Here is a 20,948-nt window from a genome sequence, read left to right on the forward strand (position 1 = left end):
CCCGGGTGCGCTGCGCTTACCCGGGCTACGGAGTCTTCGCGTGCTTGGCCTAGCTGAAATCCTTGAGGATTTCGCCCACGCCTGACGGTGATATCTCAAAGCCCAGCGGGGTACCTGGGTTGATCACCACGCCGTAGCCGCCGGGCACGCGGCGCAGCACGTCCAGCATCAGCATGCGGATGTTGTGCGGTGCCTGTTGCTGGTGGAAACCAACCCGCGCCATATCGGTGAACACCGCCACGTGCAGCATGCCCTGCTTGTCGAACAGCAACGGATCGAAGCCACTGCCGTCGGCGGTGACGAGACTGCCGGTGAGCAACACCACCTCGGAGGCGACGAAGGCCTGCATGAAGGCTCGGATCGGCAGTTTGCCGTCCATTGCCGTCTGCAGCAGGGTTTCGATGGGGGTTTGCGGGGGGAGCTGGTTCATACGGTGCCGCCGGGAATGCCTGGGGGCGGATTGTAGCGGGTGGGGCTTTGGGCGTCGCAGAGGCTGAAGGTGAGACAGTAGCGAGAGCTACCCCTCCCCGGCCCTCCCCTTGCCTGCGGCAAAGGGAGGGAGACAAGCAAAGCCTCCAGCTGCACGTGATCTGCCCCCTCCCTTTTGCGCAGCAAAGGGGAGGGTTGGGGAGGGGTGCTTTTGGCGCGGTGTTGGATTGCTCGCAGAACCCTACCCTCACCCCCCCCCCTCTCCCGCAGGGAGAGGGGCTCAAGCGGGTTACTGCGCCAATCGCTTATCCCGCGCTATCTGATCCGCCATAGCCGCATCCAACTGCGCACGCAGCTCCGGCTGCAAGACCTGCCCTTCCAGCACAAACACCTTGACGCCATGCGCCGGCACTTCGGTCTTCAGCGAACTTCTCACCTTCAACGAACCGCCACCCAGCACATCACGCCACTGCCCGGTCTGCAGGTAACGATTCACCTCGAACGAACGTGCTGCATCACTCTTGTTCAACAGCACCAACGCCGTCTGCGCAGTATCACCATGCTGCAGTACGCGGTAGAACACCGCCTCATCGCCGTGCAGCCGCTCATTTACCTGCAAGCCGCGCTGCAACGCAGGCGTTGCTTCACGCAGTTTGGCGATGCGCTGCAGCGGTGCGAAGATCGGACTCTGCCCTGCCTCATCCACCCGCTGCTGGCCGAAGTAGGCACGGTTGCCCGCATGCTCGGCACGACCACGCATGAAGCCGGTTTCCGAGCCGTAATAGAGCACCGGAATACCGCGTGCAGTGAACAGCCAGTTGTGCGCGTCGATGAAACCGGCATCGCTGGCATCCAGCCGCGCCATGTCGTGGTTGTCGTAGAAGCTCATCAGCGCATACGGATTGGCATACGGGCCGCCGCTCAGGTGCAGCGGTTCGGCCAGCGTTTCAAAGCCCTTCTGCTCCTTGCCGAACACCGAGGACATGGCACCGCGCAGCGGGAAATCCAGCACGCTGACATTGGCGTTCGCCGGCCAGGTATGCTCGGCAATCTTCGCTGCGTCGTAGTCGAAGGCTTCGCCGAACATGAACATGCCCGGGTGCTGGGCGCGGATGCGGTTTACGAATTCATGCCACCACGGATGCGGCAGCCAGCCGATGGTGTCGATGCGCAGAGCATCCACGCCCTGCGCGGTCCATTGCAGGTAGGCGCCAACCAGGTAGTCCATCACCGCCGGATTGTGCTCATTGAAATCCGACAGCTCGGCCAGGTTGCCGTCAAAGATCGAACCCTTGCTGCCATCGACCGGGCCGATGTTGTTGTAGAACGCATGCAGCGGATTGTGTTTCGGATCAAGCTTGTCCGGGGCCAGGTTCTGATGGTCGGCAATCAGCTTGCCGTCCTTGTCGAAGATCTGGCCGAACTGCGGCTGCCGCTTGGGCATGGTCCAGGCCGGCGAGCCGTGGTTGCCGACGATATCCAGCACCACTTTCAGCTTGGCATCGTGCAGGCCCTTGGTCAGCCCAGCGAAATCCAGACCAGCGCTGGGCAGATGCTCGTCCAGCTTGTAGAAGTTGATGCCCCAATAACCGTGGTAACCGGTCTTGCCGCGGTCAGTCAGCGTGCTGGTGCAGCTGATCGGCTTGCTGCCGGTGAATGCCTGATCGGGGTTGTCGATGATCGGCGTGATCCACACGGCGCCAAAGCCGAGCTCGCGGATGTAATCGGCGTTGTCGAGTACGCCCTTGAAGTCGCCGCCGAGGTAGCCGATGTTGCCGTCGATCTTGTCCGGGCACGGCACCGGGATATCGAAGGTGCGGTGTTCGCCGCCCTGGTCGCGATGATCATTGCTGGTATCGCCATTGACGAAGCGATCGGTGACCACGAAGTACACCGCATCACTGGCGAATGGCTCGGTGGTGCCGATGTAATCCGGCCTGTTGCCGGCCAAGGCCGAGCCTGCCACCACTGCCAGTCCTACCGCTGCTGCCAAACGACCACGCATCACACCACCTCCTGTTGCGACGGAACCCGCAGCACGCACAAACCGGCCACGAACAGACTGCAGCCGCCCAATACGAGCACGTGGATGGGATCACCACCCAACCAGTTGCGCAGGGCAAAGCCCAAGGCACTGGCGGCCACCAGCTGCGGAATCACGATGAAGAAATTGAAGATGCCCATGTACACGCCCATCTTTGCCGCTGGCACGCTGTCCGACAGCAGTGCGTACGGCAGCGACAGGATCGAGGCCCAGGCAAAGCCGACGCCGACCATCGACAGCAGCAGCCAGTGCGGGTCCTTGATCAGCATCAGCGAGATCAGGCCCAAGCCGCCCAGCCACAGATTGACCAGATGGCTCCAGCGCAGGCCAATCGCCCGCACCATCAGCGGAATGATCAGCGCCGCCACGGCAGCGAAACCGTTGTAAGCGCCGAACAACACGCCGACCCAGTTCGCGCCTTCGTTGTACGCAGCTGACTGCGTATCGGTTGAACCGAAGTGCGTGCCAGCCACCGCTGCGGTGGTGTAGATCCACATCGCAAACAGGGCGAACCAGGAGAAGAACTGCACCCATGCCAAGCGCCGCATCGTGCCCGGCATGCTGCGCAGGTCATCGACGATGGTGGCCAGCATATGCGTGCCGGGCAGCACCCGCGCCACGCCCAGCAGCAGGCCGTAACTGACGCACAAGCCGGCCAGCACGTAGAGCATGCGGTCGCCTTGGCGCCAGGCGATCAACGCTGCCAGCAGCACACCCAGACCCAGCCACAGGCCAATCTGGCTCCACTGCGGCAAGCCGCCGACGCGTTGCGTCGAATGCACAGCGGACGGCTCCGCATCATCAAAACTGGCCAGCTCGGCCGGCGAATACTCGCGCGTGCTGAACACCGTCCAGCTCATCGCCAGCAGCAATACTGCCGCGCCGAAGTAGAAGGCATAGCGCACGGTATCCGGCACTTCACCCGGCCCGGCGGTATTGGCCACGCCGAAGTGGGCAAGGATGAAGGGCAGGAAGCTGGCCACCACCGCGCCCACGCCGATGAAGAAGCTCTGCATCGAGAAGCCTGTTGGGCGCTGCTTCGGCGACAACTGATCGCCAACGAAGGCTCGGAACGGCTCCATCGAGATATTGATCGAGGCATCCAGCACCCACAGCGTGCCGGCGGCGATCCACAGGGTCGGCGAGTTCGGCATCACCAGCAGCGCGAGCGTGGTCAGCACCGCGCCGATCATGAAGTACGGGCGGCGGCGGCCCCAGCGCGTCCAGGTGCGGTCGGACAGATAGCCGATCACCGGCTGCACCAGCAGCCCGGTCAGCGGTGCGGCGATCCACAGCCCCGGCACCGCGTCCATCGGCGCGCCCAGCGTTTCAAAGATGCGGCTGGCATTGGCGTTCTGCAGCGCGAAGCCGAACTGGATACCCAGGAAGCCAAAACACATGTTCCAGATCTGCCAGAACGACAGCTGCGGTTTGCTATTCATCAAGCGCTTCCCCCCTCCGGGAATCACGGATGCGATGTTGGGCGCGGATGCGCTGCAGCCATGGTAGAGGGCGCACCTGTGATCTGCACCGCTGTTGCATACGTATTCAATGCGGCATTGCCCCCACAGTGGCCTCGGCCGGGGAATAGTGGCGCCACGTGCCACCCCGCTGGGCCGGCGCGCCGACCAGAACCCGGAGTTGAGACCCGCATGGCCGATTCACGTTCCACCCCTGCCCGCCTGTCGCTGAGAGCCGCCTTCGCGCTGCTGCTGATCAGCGCCCTGCCGGCCCACGCCGCCGATCTGGCGCGCGTCACCTCACCCGACAAGCAGCTTGTCGTAGTCGTCGAATCCCAACATGAAGGCCGCCCCTCGTACCGGGTGGAGCGCAATGGCCAAGCGGTGATCGCGCCGTCGCGGCTGGGCATGCTGCTTGGTGATGGCCGGCTGGAGCGCAATGTCGCCCTGACCAGCCAGTCACAGCGCAGCTTCGATGAGACCTGGGAGCAGCCCTGGGGCGAGCGCCGCCTGACCCGCAACCACTACAACGAGCTGCGCGCCAGCTTCACCGAGAAGCCCGGCGCCGGCCGCAACTACGAGCGCCGCTTTGACGTGGTGTTCCGCGTCTATGACGACGGCATCGGCTTCCGCTACGAGTTCCCGCAGCAAGCCGGCATGAAGCAGGCGCAGATCCACGCCGAGCTGACCGAGTTCGCGCTGGCACGCCCAGCCACCGCGTGGTGGATTCCCGCCTTCGAGTGGAACCGCGAAGAATACCTGTACCACCAGACCCCGCTGAAGGAAGTCGGCACCGCGCAGACCCCGCTGACCCTGCGCAGCGACAACGGCCTGCATATCTCCATCCACGAAGCCGCGCTGGTCGATTACGCCGGCATGAACCTGGCGCGTGGCGATGGCGACATCCTGCGCGCGACGCTCACCCCGTCCAGCAGCGGCGCGCCGGTCGTGCGCACCCTGCCCTTCAACACCCCGTGGCGCACCATCACCATCGGCGAGAAGGCCGGTGACCTGGCCGAATCCAGCCTCATCCTCAACCTAAACGAACCCAACGCCATCGGCGATGTGAGCTGGTTCAAGCCAGCCAAATATGCCGGCGTGTGGTGGTCGCTGCACCTGGAAACCGAGACCTGGGCAACCGGCCCCAAGCACGGCGCCACCACCGAGAACACCCGCCGTTACATCGACTTCGCCGCCGCCAACGGTTTCCGCGGCGTACTGGTGGAAGGCTGGAACATCGGCTGGGACGGCGACTGGTTCGCCAACGGCGAGGCCTTCGACTTCACCCGCGCCACCCCGGATTTCGACCTGCCCGGCCTTGCCAGCTACGCCGCCGGCAAGGGCGTGCACCTGATCGGCCACCACGAGACCGCCTGCGCGGTCAGCCATTACGAACGCCAGCTGCCCGCCGCGCTGGACCTGTATGCGCGCAACGGCGTGGATGTGGTCAAGACCGGCTATGTCTGCGACGCCGGTGACATCCACCGCCAGGACCAGGCCGATGGCCCGATCACCCGCGAATGGCACGAAGGCCAGTGGATGAGCAACCACAACCTGCGCGTGCTGCAGCAGGCCGCGGCCAGGCACATCGCGATCAACTCCCACGAGCCGATCAAGGACACCGGCCTGCGCCGCACCTACCCGAACTGGGTATCGCGCGAAGGCGCCCGCGGCATGGAGTTCAACGCCTGGGGCAACCCGCCCAACCCGCCCGGCCACGAAGCCACGCTGGTATTCACCCGCATGTTGGGCGGACCGATGGATTACACCCCCGGCATCGTCAGCCTGAAGGGCCGCAACGGCCTGCCCCTGCGCAGCACCCTGGCCAAACAGCTGGCCCTGTACGTGGTGTTGTACAGCCCGGTGCAGATGGTCGCCGACCTGCCCGAGCACTACGCCCAGCACCCGGACGCCTTCCAGTTCATCAAGGACGTGGCGGTGGATTGGGAGGAAAGCCATGTACTGAATGGCGAGGTTGGCCAGTACGTGACGTTTGCGCGCAAGGCGCGTGGCAGCGAGGAATGGTTTGTCGGCAGCGTTGGCAGCGAAACGCCGCAGTCGCTGGATGTGGCCTTGTCGTTCCTGACCCCGGGCAAGCGTTACCGCGCGGAGATCTACCGCGATGGTGACGGCGCCAACTGGGAGACGGCACCGTTTGCGTTTGTCCGTGAGACGCGGGTGGTAGGCAGTGGCGACCGGATCAAACTGCAGCTGGCGGCTGGTGGCGGTGCCGCTGTGCGGTTTGTGCCGGTGGAGTAAGGACTGGGTCTGGAGCCCAAGGCTTTGGGCTTTGGGCTTTGGGCTTTTGCCCTACAGCCGTCATTCCCGCGCAGGCGGGAATCGCTCTTGTCTTTGACTTTCGCGCGGAACGTCAAGAGCGCAGAGCGATTCCCGCCTACGCGGGAATGACGGCATAAAACAAAAACCAAAGCCTCGGCCAAAGCGATTCCCGCCTCCGCGGGAATGACGGCGTGAAGGCAGAACCACCACAGAAAGCGTTTTCAGACCTATCTGCCAACGCAAACCCCCATTGAATACGTATGCAGCCCAGCACCACGGGCTTGCCCGCTGATTACCATGCGAGTCAGTCGCAGGCAGCAAAAAACAGCGATGCATCCCCCACCCAAAAAATACGGGGGAGCACAAAAAACAACCAAACGACATCACCTGGGAGAGGGGAGTATGTTGAACACCAAGCGCAATCTGCTGAGCGTTGCACTGGCCTCAGCCATCACATTGACCGCCACCGGCGTACACGCACAGACCGTGGACGACGAGGCCAAAGCGAAAGCCAAGGCTGAAGCTGTCGACCTGGACACCGTCACCGTGACCGGCATCCGCCGCGGCATCGAGAGCGCGATCTCGGTAAAGCGTGACTCGTCCTCGATCGTGGAAGCCATTTCGGCCGAAGACATCGGCAAGCTGCCGGACGTGAGCATCGCCGAATCCATCGCCCGCCTGCCCGGCCTGGCCGCCCAGCGCGTCGCCGGCCGCGCCCAGGCCATCAGCGTGCGCGGCCTGTCGCCCGACTTCGCCACCACCCTGCTCAACGGCCGCGAAATGGTCAGCACCGGTGACAACCGTTCGGTGGAGTTCGACCAGTACCCGTCCGAGCTGATCAGCGGCGTCACCGTGTACAAGACCCCGGACGCCGGCCTGGTCGGCCAGGGCCTGTCCGGCACCCTGGACATGCAGACCGTGCGCCCGCTCAGCTACAACGAGCGCGTCATCGCCGTCAGCGGCCGCTACCAGAAGAACTCGCTGGGCGAAGCCGCCGGCGAGGATCCGTACGGCAACCGTCTCAACTTCAGCTACGTCGACAAGTTCGCCGACAACACCATCGGCCTTGCCATCGGCATCTCCCACTCGGAAATGTCCAAACAGGAAAACCAGGTCGGCCTGTACGAGCCGTGGCAGGCCATCGGCGACAACTGGCGCCCAGGCGTTGCTGCCGGCACCTTCTACTCCGACGGCATCAAGGCCCTGCGCCGCACCGGCAATGCCAAGCGCGACGGCGTGATGGCGACCCTGCAGTTCCGACCCAACAACAGCTGGACCAGCACGCTGGACACCTTCTACACCAAGGCCAAGGAACACGACACCGCCAACCAGATGGAAATCCATCTGGGCGACTACAACGGCGGCTACGACCGTTTGAACGTCACCGACGTGGTCGTGAACGGCAACGGCAGCTTCGTCAGCGGCACGGCGCACAACGTCTATCCGTTGATCCGCGGCATGTACAACAACCGCGAAGACACCATCAAGGCCATTGGCTGGAACAACGAATTCAACTTCGGCGATGTACGCGTGGTGGCGGATGTCAGCTGGTCCAAGGCCGAGCGTGACGAGCTGAACCTGGAGAACAACCTGCAGCTGCTGCCGGCACCGATGCTGGATTCGGTGAAGCTGAATTTCGCAGGTGGCAACTTCCCGCAGTTCACCCCGGGCTTTGATTACTCGGACTACAGCAAGCTCTACCTCACCAATACCATCTATGGTTCCGGCTACGGCAAGACGCCGCATGTGGACGATGAGCTGAAGGGCTTCAAGCTGGCGGCCACCTTCCCGGTGCCGGAAGGCTTCACCTGGTTCTCGGACTTCGATGTTGGCATGAACTACGCCGACCGCAGCAAGAACAAGACCCAGGCCGAGGGCAACATCAACCTCGGTGCACAGGGCATCACCAGCATCGCCGCCGACCTGCAGTACAAGCCGGTCAACCTGGGCTTTGCCGGCGCCGGCTACATCCCGGCCTGGAACGTGCCTGCTGCGGTTGGCCGCTACATGACGTTCAACCCGACCACCACCGAAAGCTACCTGATTCCGAAGCAGTGGACGGTGGATGAGAAGATCACCACCACCTTCCTGCGTGCCAACATCAGCACCCAGATCGGCTCGATCCCGGTGCGCGGCAACGTCGGCATCCAGGCCCAGCATGTCGACCAGTCTTCGCATTCCAATTACTGGGATGGTTCACAGCCGGTTGGCAGCCAGGTCATTCCGATCAACGCCGGCAAGAAGTACCTGGACTTCCTGCCGAGCTTGAACCTGGCCTTCGAACTGCCGGCCGAGAACACCATCCGTTTCGCCCTCGCCCGCCAGGTCGCGCGTCCGCGCGTCGACGAACTGCGCGCCTCGATGGAATTCGGCATGGACACCAATACCGGCAAGCCTGGTTCCAGCGGCGGCAACCCGACCCTGGATCCGTGGGTAGCCAACGCCGCCGACCTGTCCTGGGAAAAGTACTTCGGCAACAAGGCCTACGTGGCCGCCGCCGTGTTCTACAAGGACTTGAAGAGCTACATCTACACCGAGAAGCGTGACGGCTACGATTTCACCAACCAGGTGGCAGAGTGGCTGAAGGTTGGCACCAATGCAGCCCAGCTGCAGGTCCCGGCACAGTCGATCGGCTACTACACCGCACCGTTCAACGGCACCGGTGGCAGCCTGCGCGGCGCCGAGCTGACCGCCTCGTTGCCGCTGGACCTGTTCACCGATGCCCTGCGTGGCTTCGGCGTGGTGGCCAGCGCGAGCTTCAACGACAGCGACATCATGATCAAGCCCGACCCTGCCAACACCAACAGCGTTGGCACCGGCCCGATCATGCTGCCGGGCCTGTCCAAGCGCGTTTACAACTTCACCGCCTACTACGAGAACAGCGGCTTTGAAGTGCGTTTGAACCAGCGCAAGCGCTCGGACTTCATCGGCGAGATCGGCAACTTCAATGGCGCCCGCACCCTGCGTTATGTAAAGGGCGAGGACGTGCTGGATGCACAGCTGGGCTACAGCTTCGGCGACGGCACGATGTTCAAGGGCCTGAGTCTGTTCCTGCAGGCCAGCAACCTGACCAACTCCAAGTACGAAACCTATGCCGGCACCAAGGACAGGCCGCTGGAAACCGTGGAATGGGGCCGCACCTACCAGGTGGGTGTGAACTACAAGTTCTAAACCGTTCTGGTTGAGAGCGCGTTGAAGGCCCGCTGCTTTGCAGCGGGCCTTTTGCGTTGTGAGCAGCCTTGGCGCTTTCCGTATCCCAGAAGGAATTTGCTGAAGTTTGTTGCAGCCAAAGCATTGGCCGACTTGCTGTGGCTGTGGCTGTTGTGTGATGTCTGTGGTTGTTGTTGAAGCTACGCCGTCATTCCCGCGCAGGCGGGAATCGCTCGGGCTCTTGGCTCTTGGCTCTTGGCTTTTGGCTCTTGGCTTTTGGCTTTCCCTTCTCCCGCCTGCGGGGGAAGGTGCCCGTAGGGCGGATGGGGGGAGCTTTGGCTTTGGCCTGCTTTTAGAAGCGCCCTCACCCCAACCCCTCTCCCGCAGGCGGGAGAGGGGCTTGAGCCAGAGCCAGAGCCAGAGCCGGAGCCAGAGCCAGAGCCAGAGCCAGAGCCGGAGCCGGAGCCAAAGCCAAAGCCAAAGCCAGAGCCAGAGCCAAGGCCAAGGCCAAGGCCAAAAGCAAAAGCCAAAAGCCAAAAAAAAAAAAGGCGGAGATGCTATCTCCGCCCGCACAAAAGAGAGAGCAACAAAAACTCAGCCGCGACGCGCGCAATACACCGCGTGCCCAGGCAATACCAGTTCGCCAGCCTCGATCGCACCCGCCACCGGGCCCGGCAGCGCCAAGGCCTGCCATTCACCGGCCGGCAACGGATGCCGCACCGCTTCGCCGGACAGATTGAACGCCAGCAACAAGGTCTCATCGCCGGCCTGACGCTCGAACAGCAACACCGGCTCAGCACTATCAAGGAAGCGAATCGAACCCTCGACCAAGGCCGGATGCGCCTTGCGCCAGCTCAGGAAGCTACGGAAGGCATGCAGCACCGACTCGCCATCCACCTCCTGCGCCTGCACCGACAAGGCCTGATGCTCGGCCGGGATCGGCAACCACGGCTTGCCAGTGGTAAACCCAGCCAAGGCCTCGTCGGTCCAAGGCATCGGCGTGCGGCAACCGTCACGGCCCTTGAAGTTCGGCCAGAAGGTGATGCCGTAGGGATCCTGCAACGCCTCGAACGGCACATCCGCTTCACCCAGGCCCAACTCCTCGCCCTGGTAGATGCAGACCGACCCACGCAGCGAGCAGACCAGTGCCGCCAGCATCTTCGCCAACGAGGGTTTGGCCGGATGCCCGCCCCAACGGGTCACCGCACGCTGCACGTCATGATTGGAAACCGCCCAGCACGGCCAGGACTCGCCCATCGCCGCTTCCAGCCGCTCGACGGTGCCGCGGATGTAGGCCGCGCTGTAATCATCCACCAGCAGCTCGAAGCTATAGCCCATGTGCAGGCGGCCGGGCGCGGTGTACTCGGCAGTCGTCGCCAGCGAATCCTCCGAGGAGATCTCGCCCAGCGTCACCGCCTGCGGGTACTCATCCAACAACGCACGCAGGCGCTCGAGGAAACCAATATTCTCCGGCCGGGTGTTGTTGTAGTAGTGGTACTGGAACGCATACGGGTTGTCCGGGCTGAAACCACGGCCAATACGCTCGCTTTCGGGTTTCGGCGGGTTGTCGCGCAACTGCGCGTCATGGAAGCAGAAGTTGATCGAATCCAGACGGAAGCCATCCACGCCACGGTCCAGCCAGAACTTCACGTAATCCAGCGTTGCCTGCTGCACCGCCGGATTGTGGAAATCCAGGTCCGGCTGCGAGGCCAGGAAGTTGTGCAGGAAATACTGCCGACGCCGCGGCTCCCACTGCCAGGCCACGCCACCGAAGATCGACAGCCAGTTGTTCGGCGGGCTGCCATCGTCGCGCGCATCAGCCCACACATACCAATCGGCCTTGGGATTGTCGCGGCTCTCGCGGCTTTCCTTGAACCAGGCATGGTCCACCGAGGTATGGCTGAACACCTGGTCGATCATCACCTTCAGGCCCAGCGCATGCGCCTTGGCCAGCAAGCGGTCGAAATCGGCCAGGTTGCCAAACAGCGGGTCCACATCGCGGTAATCGGCGATGTCGTAGCCGAAATCAGCCATTGGCGACTTGAAGAACGGTGACACCCAGATCGCATCCACGCCCAATGACGCCACGTACTCCAGGCGATCGATGATGCCCGGCAGGTCGCCGACGCCGTCGCCATTGGTGTCCAGGTAGCTGCGCGGGTAAATCTGGTAGATGACGGCACCGCGCCACCATGGAGTCTTGGACATCGAACGCCCCCCTACGGGCCTCAGAGCCCCTGTTTCAGGGCCGCGAAATGTATGCCGGCCAGCTTAGCGTCGGCGCTTTGCCGGCGGTGTTGCTTGCATACGTATTCACTGCGCAAAGGCCCGGTTCTGTTCGGTTTTCGGCCCTGACGGGCCGCCTACCCCGACACCGCCTATAATCCCCGGGTACCCCCTGAAGTCTTCCTATGAGCATCGCTGAACATATCCGCCCCGCGCTGGGCCTGCCTGCCATCCAGACCCTTGCCGCAGCGGACATGGCTGCCGTCGATGCCCTGATCCGTCGCCGCCTGTCCTCGGACGTGGTGCTGATCAACCAGATCGCCGACCACATCGTCTCCGCGGGCGGCAAGCGCCTGCGGCCGATGCTGGTGATGCTGGCCGGCCATGCGGTCGGCGGCGCCGGTCCGGAGCACCACCAGCTGGCGGCGATCATCGAGTTCATCCACACCTCCACCCTGCTGCACGACGACGTGGTCGACGAATCCGACCTGCGCCGTGGCCGCAGCACCGCCAATGCCCTGTGGGGCAATGCCCCCAGCGTGCTGGTCGGTGACTTCCTGTACTCGCGCAGCTTCCAGCTGATGGTCGAGCTGGAGCGCATGGCGGTGATGCAGATCTTGGCCGACACCACCAACCGCATCGCCGAAGGCGAAGTGCTGCAGCTGCTGCACGTGCATAACCCGGATACCGACGAAGCTGCCTACCTACGGGTGATCGAGCGCAAGACCGCGGTGCTGTTCGCCGCCGGCACCCGCCTGGGCGCGCTGGCCACCGGCGCCGACGAAGCTGTGCAGCAGAAGCTCTACGACTACGGCATGCACCTGGGCTATGCCTTCCAGATCGCCGACGATGTGCTGGATTACTCCGCCAATGCCGACGAGCTGGGCAAGAACCTGGGCGACGACCTCGCCGAGGGCAAGGCCACCTTGCCGCTGATCCATGCCATGGCGCACTCGGACGAAGTGGTCCGCAACCGCCTGCGCGAGATCGTGCAGGACGGCGATGCCAGCGCGATGCCGGAAGTGTTGGCTGCCATCCATGCAACCGGCGGCCTGGAATACAGCCGCAAACGCGCCGTGGAATATGCCAACGCCGCCGAGCAGGCGCTGGACGGCCTACCGGAAACCGACGCCGTTGCCGCCCTGCGCGGCCTGGCCCGTTACGCCATCGAACGCAGCCACTGATCGCGATGGCAGGCCTGCAGCAGTTCAACGAGGAAGAACGCGCCGTGCTGTTGGCGGTGAAAGGGGTCGGTGCCACCGTGGTGGCCCGACTGGAGCAGCTGGGATTCCATTCGCTGCAGCAGTTGGCGGAAGCCGAAACCGGCGACGTCGTCAGCCAGGCCTCGGCCATGCTGGGCAGCAGTTGCTGGCGCAACAGCCCGCAAGCGCGGGCGGCGATCAGCGGGGCGATAGCGGCGGCGCAGAGCCGGGCGTCGTTGTAGGAGCGGCGCCGGGTGGCCTCGGGCCATAAGCCGCGAAGCCACGGTTGTTCCCGGCGCTACCAAAGGTGAACCGCCAGTAGCGCATCCCGTACGGACAGCTTTTACCGCGATCTGACAGGTAGTCAGCTTCGCGGCTTATGCCGCTCCCACAAATCTGCACGCCTGATGCGTTGCTGGGAACGCCCCTTGCCGAGCATGGCTCGGCACTACGCTCCCTCCCTTTGCCGTAGGCAAGGGGAGGGTTGGGGAGGGGTAGCTTTGCCGCTTCTGATCTTGCTCTGGCTTCGCGGCTTATGGCCCGAGGCCACCCAGCGCCGCTCCTACAAAACATTGTTGGTGAAGCCCCTGCCGAGCATGACTCGGCACTACAGGCCCCAGGGCATCGCTGGTAAAGCCCCTACCAAGCGTTAGTCCCCTAGCCGCTCTTCCAGGAAATTGTCCATCATCTTCCACGCGCGCTTGGCGGCGCGGGGGTCGTAGAGGCAGCCCGGTGGGCTGTTGGCGTCAGACTCGGCGAAGCAATGCACCGCGCCGCTGAAATTGACGAACTGCCAATCAGCCTTGGCGGCGTCCATTTCGCTGCCGAAGTTGGCGATGTCCTCGGCGGTTACACCGCGATCAGCCGCGCCATTGAGCACCAGGATCGGCACCTTGCCGCTGCCGGCTGCTGCCGGGGCTGGGGTCGACAGGCCGCCGTGCAGGCTCACCACACCCGCCAACGGCATGCCGGCACGGGCCATTTCCAGCACGGTGGTGCCGCCGAAGCAGAAACCCACCGCAGCGATCTGCGATGCATCCAGCGGCACCTTGCCAGCCTGTGCCTTCAAGGCATCCAGCGCCGCCGCCGCACGAGCGCGCAGCAGCTCCCTGTCCTCACGCAAGGGTTTGGAAGCCGCAGCCGCCGCATCATTGTCCGTGGGGCGCACGTTCTTGCCGTAAACATCGGCAACCAGCACCACATAGTCATCGCCGGCAATCTGCTCAGCCTTGGCAATCGCCGAGGCATTGACGCCGCGCCAGTTCGGCACCATCACCACGCCGGGGCGGCGGGCATCGCCTTCATCGTCGTAGACCAGCACGCCACTGAAGGTGGTGCCGTCGTGCTGCCACTCCAGGGGCTGCGACTTCATCGCGGCCCATGCCGGCGTTGCCGCCAGTCCCAGCATTGTCACTGCAGCCCATCGCCACTTGTTCATGCCTGCGCTCCTGAGAAGAGGACGGAGGCATCCTGTCGATATCGCCTCCCGTGGCGCATTGTGCATTGGCGGCGTTACGCAGGTGTGCTTGGATATGCATCCCCAACGTGTCCTTCTGCATATGAGCCTCGTCGATACCTTCCTTTCCGGCCTTGTGCCGCGCTTGCCGGCAGATGACGCGCCAATGTGGCGCTGGGTGGAAGGCGCAAGCGAGTCCGAACTGCAACGCCTGCAGCGGCAATGGCCGCAGGTGCCGGCGAGCCTGCTGGAGCTGCTGGCACAGGTGGATGGCAGCCACTACCGGGACTACCCGCAAGGTGAGGTCAATGTGCTGATGCTGGGCTCGGATGTCGGCGACGGCAGCTACCCCTACTACCTGCGGTCGGTGCAGCAGATCTTCGAGGACAGCGCGCAGTGGGACGACAGCATCCGTTCCATCTACGAAGAATGGCTGGACGATGAGCCGGAGATTCTCGGCGCCGGCATCGATGCCGACGTGCCGATGGGCAGGCGCCTGTGCTTTTCGCACTGCATGAACAACGGCGGCACCTCGATGCTGTACCTGGATTTCGATCCTGCCGACGGCGGCATCAGTGGCCAGGTCGTGCGCTACCTGCACGACCCGGACAGCTATGCGGTGATCGCACCCAGCTTCGATGCCTACCTGCAGCAGCTGATCGACGGCGGTTACGCCTTCACCGACGAAGAAGAGTGATCTGCAGGTAATGGGTGGCGCCGACTGACAATCAGCGCCACGTCGGCCCCGGCCAAGGCCTTACAGGATGCCGATACCCGGAATCGCACTGATGCTGTCCGGATCAAACCCGGCCAACTCGGCGAAGTGCCGTCCGCGCGCCACATAGTCCTTGTAGGCACCAAAGCTCGGTGCGCCCGGCGAAAGCAGCACTACCCCGCCCTGCCCGCCCAGCGCGGCACGCGCCAATTCCACCGCATGCGGCAGATCGGTCGCGGCGTGCAGGCCAAAACCGCCCGCCTCGGCCAATGGCGCGAGCAGCGTATTGATGCGTGGACCGTTGTTGCCCATGGTCACGATCTCGACCGGCGCGTTGTCGCGCATGTGTTCGGCGAAGTCCTGCCAATCCACGCCGCGATCGTGCCCGCCAACCAGCAAGGCGATGCGCTGCCCGGCGAAACAATCCAAGGCGGCCAGCGATGCGTGCGGCGTGGTGCTGATCGAATCATTCACCCAACGCAGGCCATCGCGTTCGCCCAGCAGCTGCAGGCGGTTCGGCAATGGCCGGAAACTCTGCACCGCAGGCGCCAAGGCAACCGCATCCAGACCAAGGGCTTCCAGCGCAGCCAACACCGCGCACAGGTTGCCGCGGTTGTGGCGGCCGGGCAGCGGCGTGTTCGAGGTGTCGAATACTGCCTGCGTACCGCGATGCACAATCTCACCAACCATGTGCCAGCCTTCGGGCTGGTTGAACCAGACGATCTGGCTGTGCGGCAGCTGCAGCGCGCGCAGGTGTTCGTCGGTTGCATTGAGCACCGCCACGCGCGGATGACCGCCGGTCACCAACGACAGCTTGTCGTCGATGTAGCGTTGCTCGCTGCCGTGCCAGTCCAGGTGCTCCGGAAAGATGTTCAGCACGATGGCGACGTCCGGCCGCGTACCGCTGCGGGCGACTTCGCCGGTCTGGTAGCTGGACAATTCCACCGCCCAATAGTCCGGTGCCGGTTTTGGGTCCAGGGCCTCCAGCAGCGGAAGACCGATATTGCCGATCAGGCCGGTGCGATGCCCGGCCGCGCGCAGCAGGTGCGCCAGCAGCGAGGTGGTCGTGCTCTTGCCCTTGGTGCCGGTAACGCAGACCGTGTTCGGCAGCGTGCCATCGGCATCGGCGTGCTCGCTGAACCACAGCGAGGTGCCGCCGATGAACTGCGTGCCCTGCGCCAAGGCATGCTGCGCCTCGGGCTTGTACGGACTGATACCCGGTGACTTGATCACCACATCGAACGAAGCCAGCAACTCACCACTGAGCTCGGTTTCAACGCGCAGGTGTGCATCACCAAGCGCCCGAATTTCCTCTGCTTCAGCAGCAGAGCAAAGCACCGTCAAACGCGCAGGAAACCGCTCCTGCGAATCACCACTGACGATTCCCCACTCCCGATCACGCAGCGCGTGATAGGCCGCGCGGCCCTCACGCCCCCACCCCCACAGCGCGACGCGTTTGCCTTCAAGCTGCGAGATTCGCACGCAGACGCTCCCACAGTGCTGCCGGGATGCGGTGCTCGCCATCAAATACCAGCAGCGGTTCAATCTGCAGTTCGTCCGCCGACAAGGTCGGCTGGATCAGGGTGGCGAAGCGCTTGACCAGCACGTCTTCCTTCCAGTCCGGACGCGATGCCAGGGTCGCCATTGCCGCGCGTGATTCCTTGCCCTCGCCAACGCATTCGAACGGCTTGTGATCCTGAAACTCCAGCAGCGCGTCGTAGCCGCCGGCCTGTTCCATATCGTCCAGCAGGTTGCGGCCGAAGATGCGCACCAGGCGGATCTTCGGCATGAACGGGGCCAGCGCCAGGAACACGAAGTGGCACTTCGGGCAGACGCCGCACCAGCGGTTCACCGGGCGCTCGCCGAGGATGTGGAAGTTGCGGTTGCAGCTGGAGAAGTGCGCGTCGTAGAAATCGGTCTTGGCGAACTGACGGGCAACCGCCAGCTCCGACAAGGGACGCAGCAGCGAGTAATAGTTCAGGTCGGCGGCGATGTGCTGCTGCACGTATTCGCCGAACGCCTTCTCGAAGGCCCAGCCCTTGGACCACTGGTGGTTCACTTCACCGGTACCGGCAATCTGGCTGCCGTAGCTAGCCGAGCGCTCGTTGGAGAACACCACTTGGTCCACGCCCTGCACCACGGCTGCCAGCACCATGATCGCCGAGTTCACCGCGGTGACCGGGATATGCCCGTTCCATGCGCCCTGGCGATTGAGCTCGAACAGCTCCGGCGCCAGCGTGCGGCCGATGTTGAGGGTCGGCAGGCCGGTGCGCTCGGCGCAGGCACGGATCAACTGCGAGCCACCGATCCAGGTGACGGTTTCGGCCACTCCGGCATTGCGCAGGGCTTCGATGCTGACCAGCGAGTCCTTGCCGCCGCCGATGGCTACGAGGGCGTGGTGGGAGAGGCCGAGCGCAGGCGCTTTGCTCCCCTCTCCCGTCGGGAGAGGGGCCGGGGGTGAGGGTGCGGCTGCGGAGGAAGCTGCGTCGGCTGACGCACCCTCTCCCCAACCCCTCTCCCGGCGGGAGAGGGGCTCATTGACCGGCAGCTTGAACCGGTCGCGCAGGTTCAGGCCGTTGCGGTAGGCGAATTCGCCCAGGCCGTTGAAGTACACCGTTTCCACCAACGCGGCCGTGGCCGCGTCGATGGCGTAGCTGTCGATGCTTACCTGCGCCGGCACCGCCGCCTTGTAGTAGCTGACACCTGCAATCAGGTGCAGCAGCTGCAGGGCGCGTTGCACCGCGGCCGTGCGTTCGTCGTTCAACTGGAACGGCGCGCCCGGCACGGTGACGGTCTCGGTCAACTCCGGACCGTCGTCGAAGGCGTATACCAGCCGTGCCACACCGGTGTCCGCGGCGAAATCGCAGCGGACGAAGCGGAAACGGGAAACCTGGTCTTTATCAAAAGCTGTCATGGCGTATCCGGAAATCAAACTTGCCGTTGCGCGTCAGCGCGCAACGGACGACAAAGGTTTTCGCAGCAAACAGACGTCATTGCACTTCATCAATGACGTCCTCGCGCGGCAAGGCGCGTTGGTTATAGGTACTGGCCATGCTGAAACCATAGGCGCCAGCATCGGCGATGACCATCACATCGCCCGGTGCGGTCGCTGCCGGCAGCTTCACCCGCTCGGCAAACACATCGCTGGATTCGCAGATCGGGCCGACCACGCTGAAATCAACATCGCGCTCGGCATCCAGCCGCGACAGGTTGGCGATGTCGTGCCAGGCGTCGTACAGCGCCGGGCGCAGCAGGGCGTTCATGCCGGCATCCAGGCCAACGCGGCGCACGCCATCCTTCTCCACTACCTGCGAAGCATGGGTCAGCAGCACGCCGGACTCGGCCACCATGAAGCGGCCAGGCTCGATTGCCAGCTGGAAGGCCGGGTGCACCGCCTTGATGTCGGCCAGGCCAGCGGCCCAGGCGTCCAGATCGAAGGGCTCGTCATCATCGCTGTACGGCACCGGCAGACCGCCGCCGATATCGAGGATTTCGACGCTGCCGATACGGCGCGCGAAGCCGGCCATTTCATCGACCATCTGCTTCCAGTGGCCACTGTTCTCGATGCCGCTGCCCAGGTGCGCATGCACGCCGGTGATGCGGATATCCAGCGCGCGGGCGGCGGCGATGAACTCATCGACGCGCTGCGCGGACAGACCAAACTTGGAGTCCTTGCCGCCGGTGTTCACCTTCTTGTGGTGACCATCGCCGTGGCCCAGGTCGATGCGCAGCCACAGCGAACGGCCACGGAACACTTCCGGCCAATGCTTCAGCAATTCGACGTTGTCGACGGTGACGTTGACGCCACGCGCCAGCACGGCTTGGTATTCGCTGATCGGTGCGAAGCTCGGGGTGAACAGCACGCGCTCCGGGGTGATATCCGGCACCGCGGCGAACACCAGCTCCACTTCGCCCTGCGATACACATTCCAGGCCGAAACCTTCAGCCGCGAGGGTGCGCAGGATCTCAGGGTGCGAGTTGGCCTTGATGGCGTAGAAACGACGGTCGATCGCCGGAATCGCCTTCAACTGGCGGGCGCGCTCGCGCACCTTGTCCAGGTCATAGATATAGGCAGGCGTGCCCTGTGCGGCCAGCTCCAGCAGCTTCTTCTGCTTGGCCGGTGCCTGCCACCACGGCGTCTGTCGCGGGCGGATGCTGCCGATGATTTCGCGCCAGCGCGGGCCGAATACCTGCTCTTCGTAGACCGGCATGGCGCCGCTGTCGATCAACTCGGCGTGCAGGATCGGCAACAAGCCATCCGCATCGGCCTCATCGATCACGAAGGTCAGGTTCAAGTCGTTCGAGGACTGCGAAATCATGTGCACGCGCTCCTTGCCGAACGTGGCCCACACGTCGGAGAGCTTGTACAGCAGCGAGCGCATGCCGCGACCGACCAGGGTGATGGCCGCGCACGGCACGATCACCTTGACCTTGCAGATCTGCGACAGGTCGGCCGACAACGCCGCCAGCACATCGGTGTTGACCAGGTTTTCGGACGGGTCCAACGACACGGTGACGTTGGTCTCGGCCGAACCGATCAGGTCCACCGACAGGCCATGCTTCTTGAACAGGTTGAACACGTCGGCCAGGAAGCCGACCTGCTGCCACATGCCGATACCTTCCATCGAGATCAGCACGATGCCGTTGCGACGGCTGATTGCCTTGACGCCCGGCACCGGCTCGGCGGCACCGTCGATGCTGGTACCCGGCATATGCGGGCGCTCGGTATCGAGGATGGCCATCGGCACGCCGGCATCGCGACAGGGCTTGATCGAGCGCGGGTGCAGCACCTTGGCGCCGGTGGTGGCGATTTCCTGCGCCTCGTAATAGTCCAGGCGGGTCAGCAAACGAGCATCCGGTACGTCCTTCGGATTCGCGCTGAACATGCCCGGCACGTCGGTCCAGATTTCAACGCGGCTGGCGCCGAGCAGCGCGCCGAAATAGGCGGCCGAAGTATCCGAGCCGCCGCGGCCGAGGATGGCGGTGCCACCGTCGCCGTGGCGGGCGATGAAGCCCTGGCTGATCAGCATACGGGTCGGCTGCGCCGAGAAGCGCTGCTTGAAGTCACCGCCGCCCTGCCACTGGCAGTTCACCGACAGGCGCTGCGACCACTCGGTCTGGTTGGGCGCGGGCGGCAGTGCATCCAGCCACTCACGGGCGTCCATCCAGCCGAAGTCCAGGCCGTTGCTGCGCAGGTAGGCGGCACCGACGCTGGAGGACAGCAGCTCGCCCTGGCCCAGCACTTCGGCCTGCCAGTCCAGCGGACGGCTGGCCGCGCGCGGGTCGTCCAGCAGCGCCTGCAGCGCGGCCAGGCGTTCAGCCAGCACTTCGCTGCCCAGCTCCAGCTCGGCGAGGAATTCATTGTGGCGGGTGACCAGCGCGGCCACGCGCTCGCGGCTGTCGGCGGCGCCGTCGGCAATCGCGGTCAACTCGTTGGTGACGCCCGACAAGGCCGACACCACCACCAGTACCCTGCCGCCGGTCTCGTCTGCACGTTTTTTCGCCAACTGACCGATCGTGTTCCAGCGATGACGACGCGACACCGAGGTGCCACCGAACTTGAGGACGATCCAGCGATCAGCGATTGGGGAAGCAGACATTGGCTTTGTGGATTCACTAGTGGGAGAAAGACCCGGCAATGCGGGCGGAACTACCGATTCTATGCCAAGGCCGCTGTGCCGGGACGGCTGAGTTTCCAGCGATACCATCGCCACCCGGCCTCCCTTCCCGGGGCGGAGAAAGTAGCATTTGCAACGATTCGGGTCATCTTTGGGTGAAAGGGGGCTGGACTGGAGGCTTTGGCTTTGGCTTTGGCTTTGGCTGTGGCCGTTGCCTACGCTTCTAAACGCCGTCATTCCCGCGCAGGCGGGAATCGCTCTGGCTCTAGCTCTGGCTCTAGCTCTGGCTCTAGCTCTGGCTCTAGCTCTGGCTCTAGCTCTGGCTCTAGCTCTGGCTCTAGCTCTGGCTCTGGCTCTGGCTCAAGCCC

General features: G+C 64.0%; 13 protein-coding genes. 5 read left to right on the forward strand and 8 right to left on the reverse strand.

Annotation, left to right across the window (positions count from 1 at the left end):
* Window positions 1-49: 49 nt before the first annotated feature.
* The 3 genes from ACVOLI_RS16760 to ACVOLI_RS16770 all read right to left on the reverse strand — a co-directional run bounded on the left by ACVOLI_RS16760 (window position 50) and on the right by ACVOLI_RS16770 (window position 3,915).
* Window positions 50-430, reverse strand: coding sequence for an SseB family protein (locus ACVOLI_RS16760; protein WP_481615280.1), 381 nt, complete (start codon window positions 428-430; stop codon window positions 50-52).
* Window positions 431-718: 288 nt separating this feature from the next.
* On the reverse strand, window positions 719-2,434 hold the full coding sequence (locus ACVOLI_RS16765; RefSeq protein ID WP_481615281.1) for an alpha-amylase family glycosyl hydrolase: 1,716 nt from the start codon (window positions 2,432-2,434) through the stop codon (window positions 719-721).
* On the reverse strand, window positions 2,434-3,915 hold the full coding sequence (locus ACVOLI_RS16770) for an MFS transporter (RefSeq protein WP_481615282.1): 1,482 nt from the start codon (window positions 3,913-3,915) through the stop codon (window positions 2,434-2,436). Before ACVOLI_RS16770 ends, ACVOLI_RS16765 begins: the two co-directional genes overlap by 1 nt.
* A gap of 210 nt (window positions 3,916-4,125) precedes the next feature.
* Between ACVOLI_RS16770 and ACVOLI_RS16775 the strand changes: the two genes are divergently transcribed.
* Window positions 4,126-6,192: a glycoside hydrolase family 97 protein gene (locus tag ACVOLI_RS16775; protein ID WP_481615283.1), complete on the forward strand. Its 2,067-nt coding sequence runs from the start codon at window positions 4,126-4,128 to the stop codon at window positions 6,190-6,192.
* 423 nt (window positions 6,193-6,615) lie between these two features.
* Complete coding sequence (locus ACVOLI_RS16780; protein WP_481615284.1) at window positions 6,616-9,384, forward strand: TonB-dependent receptor; 2,769 nt, start codon at window positions 6,616-6,618, stop codon at window positions 9,382-9,384.
* Window positions 9,385-9,957: 573 nt separating this feature from the next.
* Here the strand turns inward: ACVOLI_RS16780 and ACVOLI_RS16785 are convergent.
* Window positions 9,958-11,571 carry an alpha-glucosidase family protein gene (locus ACVOLI_RS16785; RefSeq protein ID WP_481615285.1) on the reverse strand — a complete coding sequence of 538 codons (1,614 nt, stop codon included), beginning with the start codon at window positions 11,569-11,571 and terminating at the stop codon, window positions 9,958-9,960.
* A gap of 203 nt (window positions 11,572-11,774) precedes the next feature.
* On the opposite strand from ACVOLI_RS16785, the gene ACVOLI_RS16790 reads away from it, so the two are divergent.
* A complete protein-coding gene (locus ACVOLI_RS16790; RefSeq protein ID WP_282270849.1) occupies window positions 11,775-12,773 on the forward strand; it encodes a polyprenyl synthetase family protein in 999 nt (332 codons plus the stop codon).
* Window positions 12,774-12,778: 5 nt separating this feature from the next.
* On the forward strand, window positions 12,779-13,033 hold the full coding sequence (locus ACVOLI_RS16795; RefSeq protein ID WP_481615286.1) for a helix-hairpin-helix domain-containing protein: 255 nt from the start codon (window positions 12,779-12,781) through the stop codon (window positions 13,031-13,033).
* 407 nt (window positions 13,034-13,440) lie between these two features.
* Here the strand turns inward: ACVOLI_RS16795 and ACVOLI_RS16800 are convergent, their stop codons facing one another.
* Window positions 13,441-14,229 carry a dienelactone hydrolase family protein gene (locus tag ACVOLI_RS16800; RefSeq protein ID WP_481615287.1) on the reverse strand — a complete coding sequence of 263 codons (789 nt, stop codon included), beginning with the start codon at window positions 14,227-14,229 and terminating at the stop codon, window positions 13,441-13,443.
* Between the two features lie 121 nt (window positions 14,230-14,350).
* Here ACVOLI_RS16800 and ACVOLI_RS16805 point away from each other — a divergent pair, with 121 nt between their 5' ends.
* Window positions 14,351-14,944: an SMI1/KNR4 family protein gene (locus ACVOLI_RS16805; RefSeq protein ID WP_481615291.1), complete on the forward strand. Its 594-nt coding sequence runs from the start codon at window positions 14,351-14,353 to the stop codon at window positions 14,942-14,944.
* A gap of 60 nt (window positions 14,945-15,004) precedes the next feature.
* Here the strand turns inward: ACVOLI_RS16805 and murD are convergent, their stop codons facing one another.
* From murD to ACVOLI_RS16820, 3 genes are all read right to left on the reverse strand, one after another.
* Entirely contained in the window at window positions 15,005-16,444 is a 1,440-nt protein-coding gene (gene murD / locus ACVOLI_RS16810) for a UDP-N-acetylmuramoyl-L-alanine--D-glutamate ligase (RefSeq protein ID WP_481615288.1), read from the reverse strand.
* Entirely contained in the window at window positions 16,425-17,876 is a 1,452-nt protein-coding gene (murL, locus tag ACVOLI_RS16815) for a UDP-N-acetyl-alpha-D-muramoyl-L-alanyl-L-glutamate epimerase (RefSeq protein ID WP_481615289.1), read from the reverse strand. Before murL ends, murD begins: the two co-directional genes overlap by 20 nt.
* Window positions 17,877-17,952: 76 nt before the next feature.
* A complete protein-coding gene (locus tag ACVOLI_RS16820) occupies window positions 17,953-20,562 on the reverse strand; it encodes a bifunctional aspartate kinase/diaminopimelate decarboxylase (RefSeq protein ID WP_481615290.1) in 2,610 nt (869 codons plus the stop codon).
* Window positions 20,563-20,948: the final 386 nt, after the last annotated feature.

The sequence above is a fragment of the Stenotrophomonas sp. STEN029 genome, from assembly GCF_056760015.1.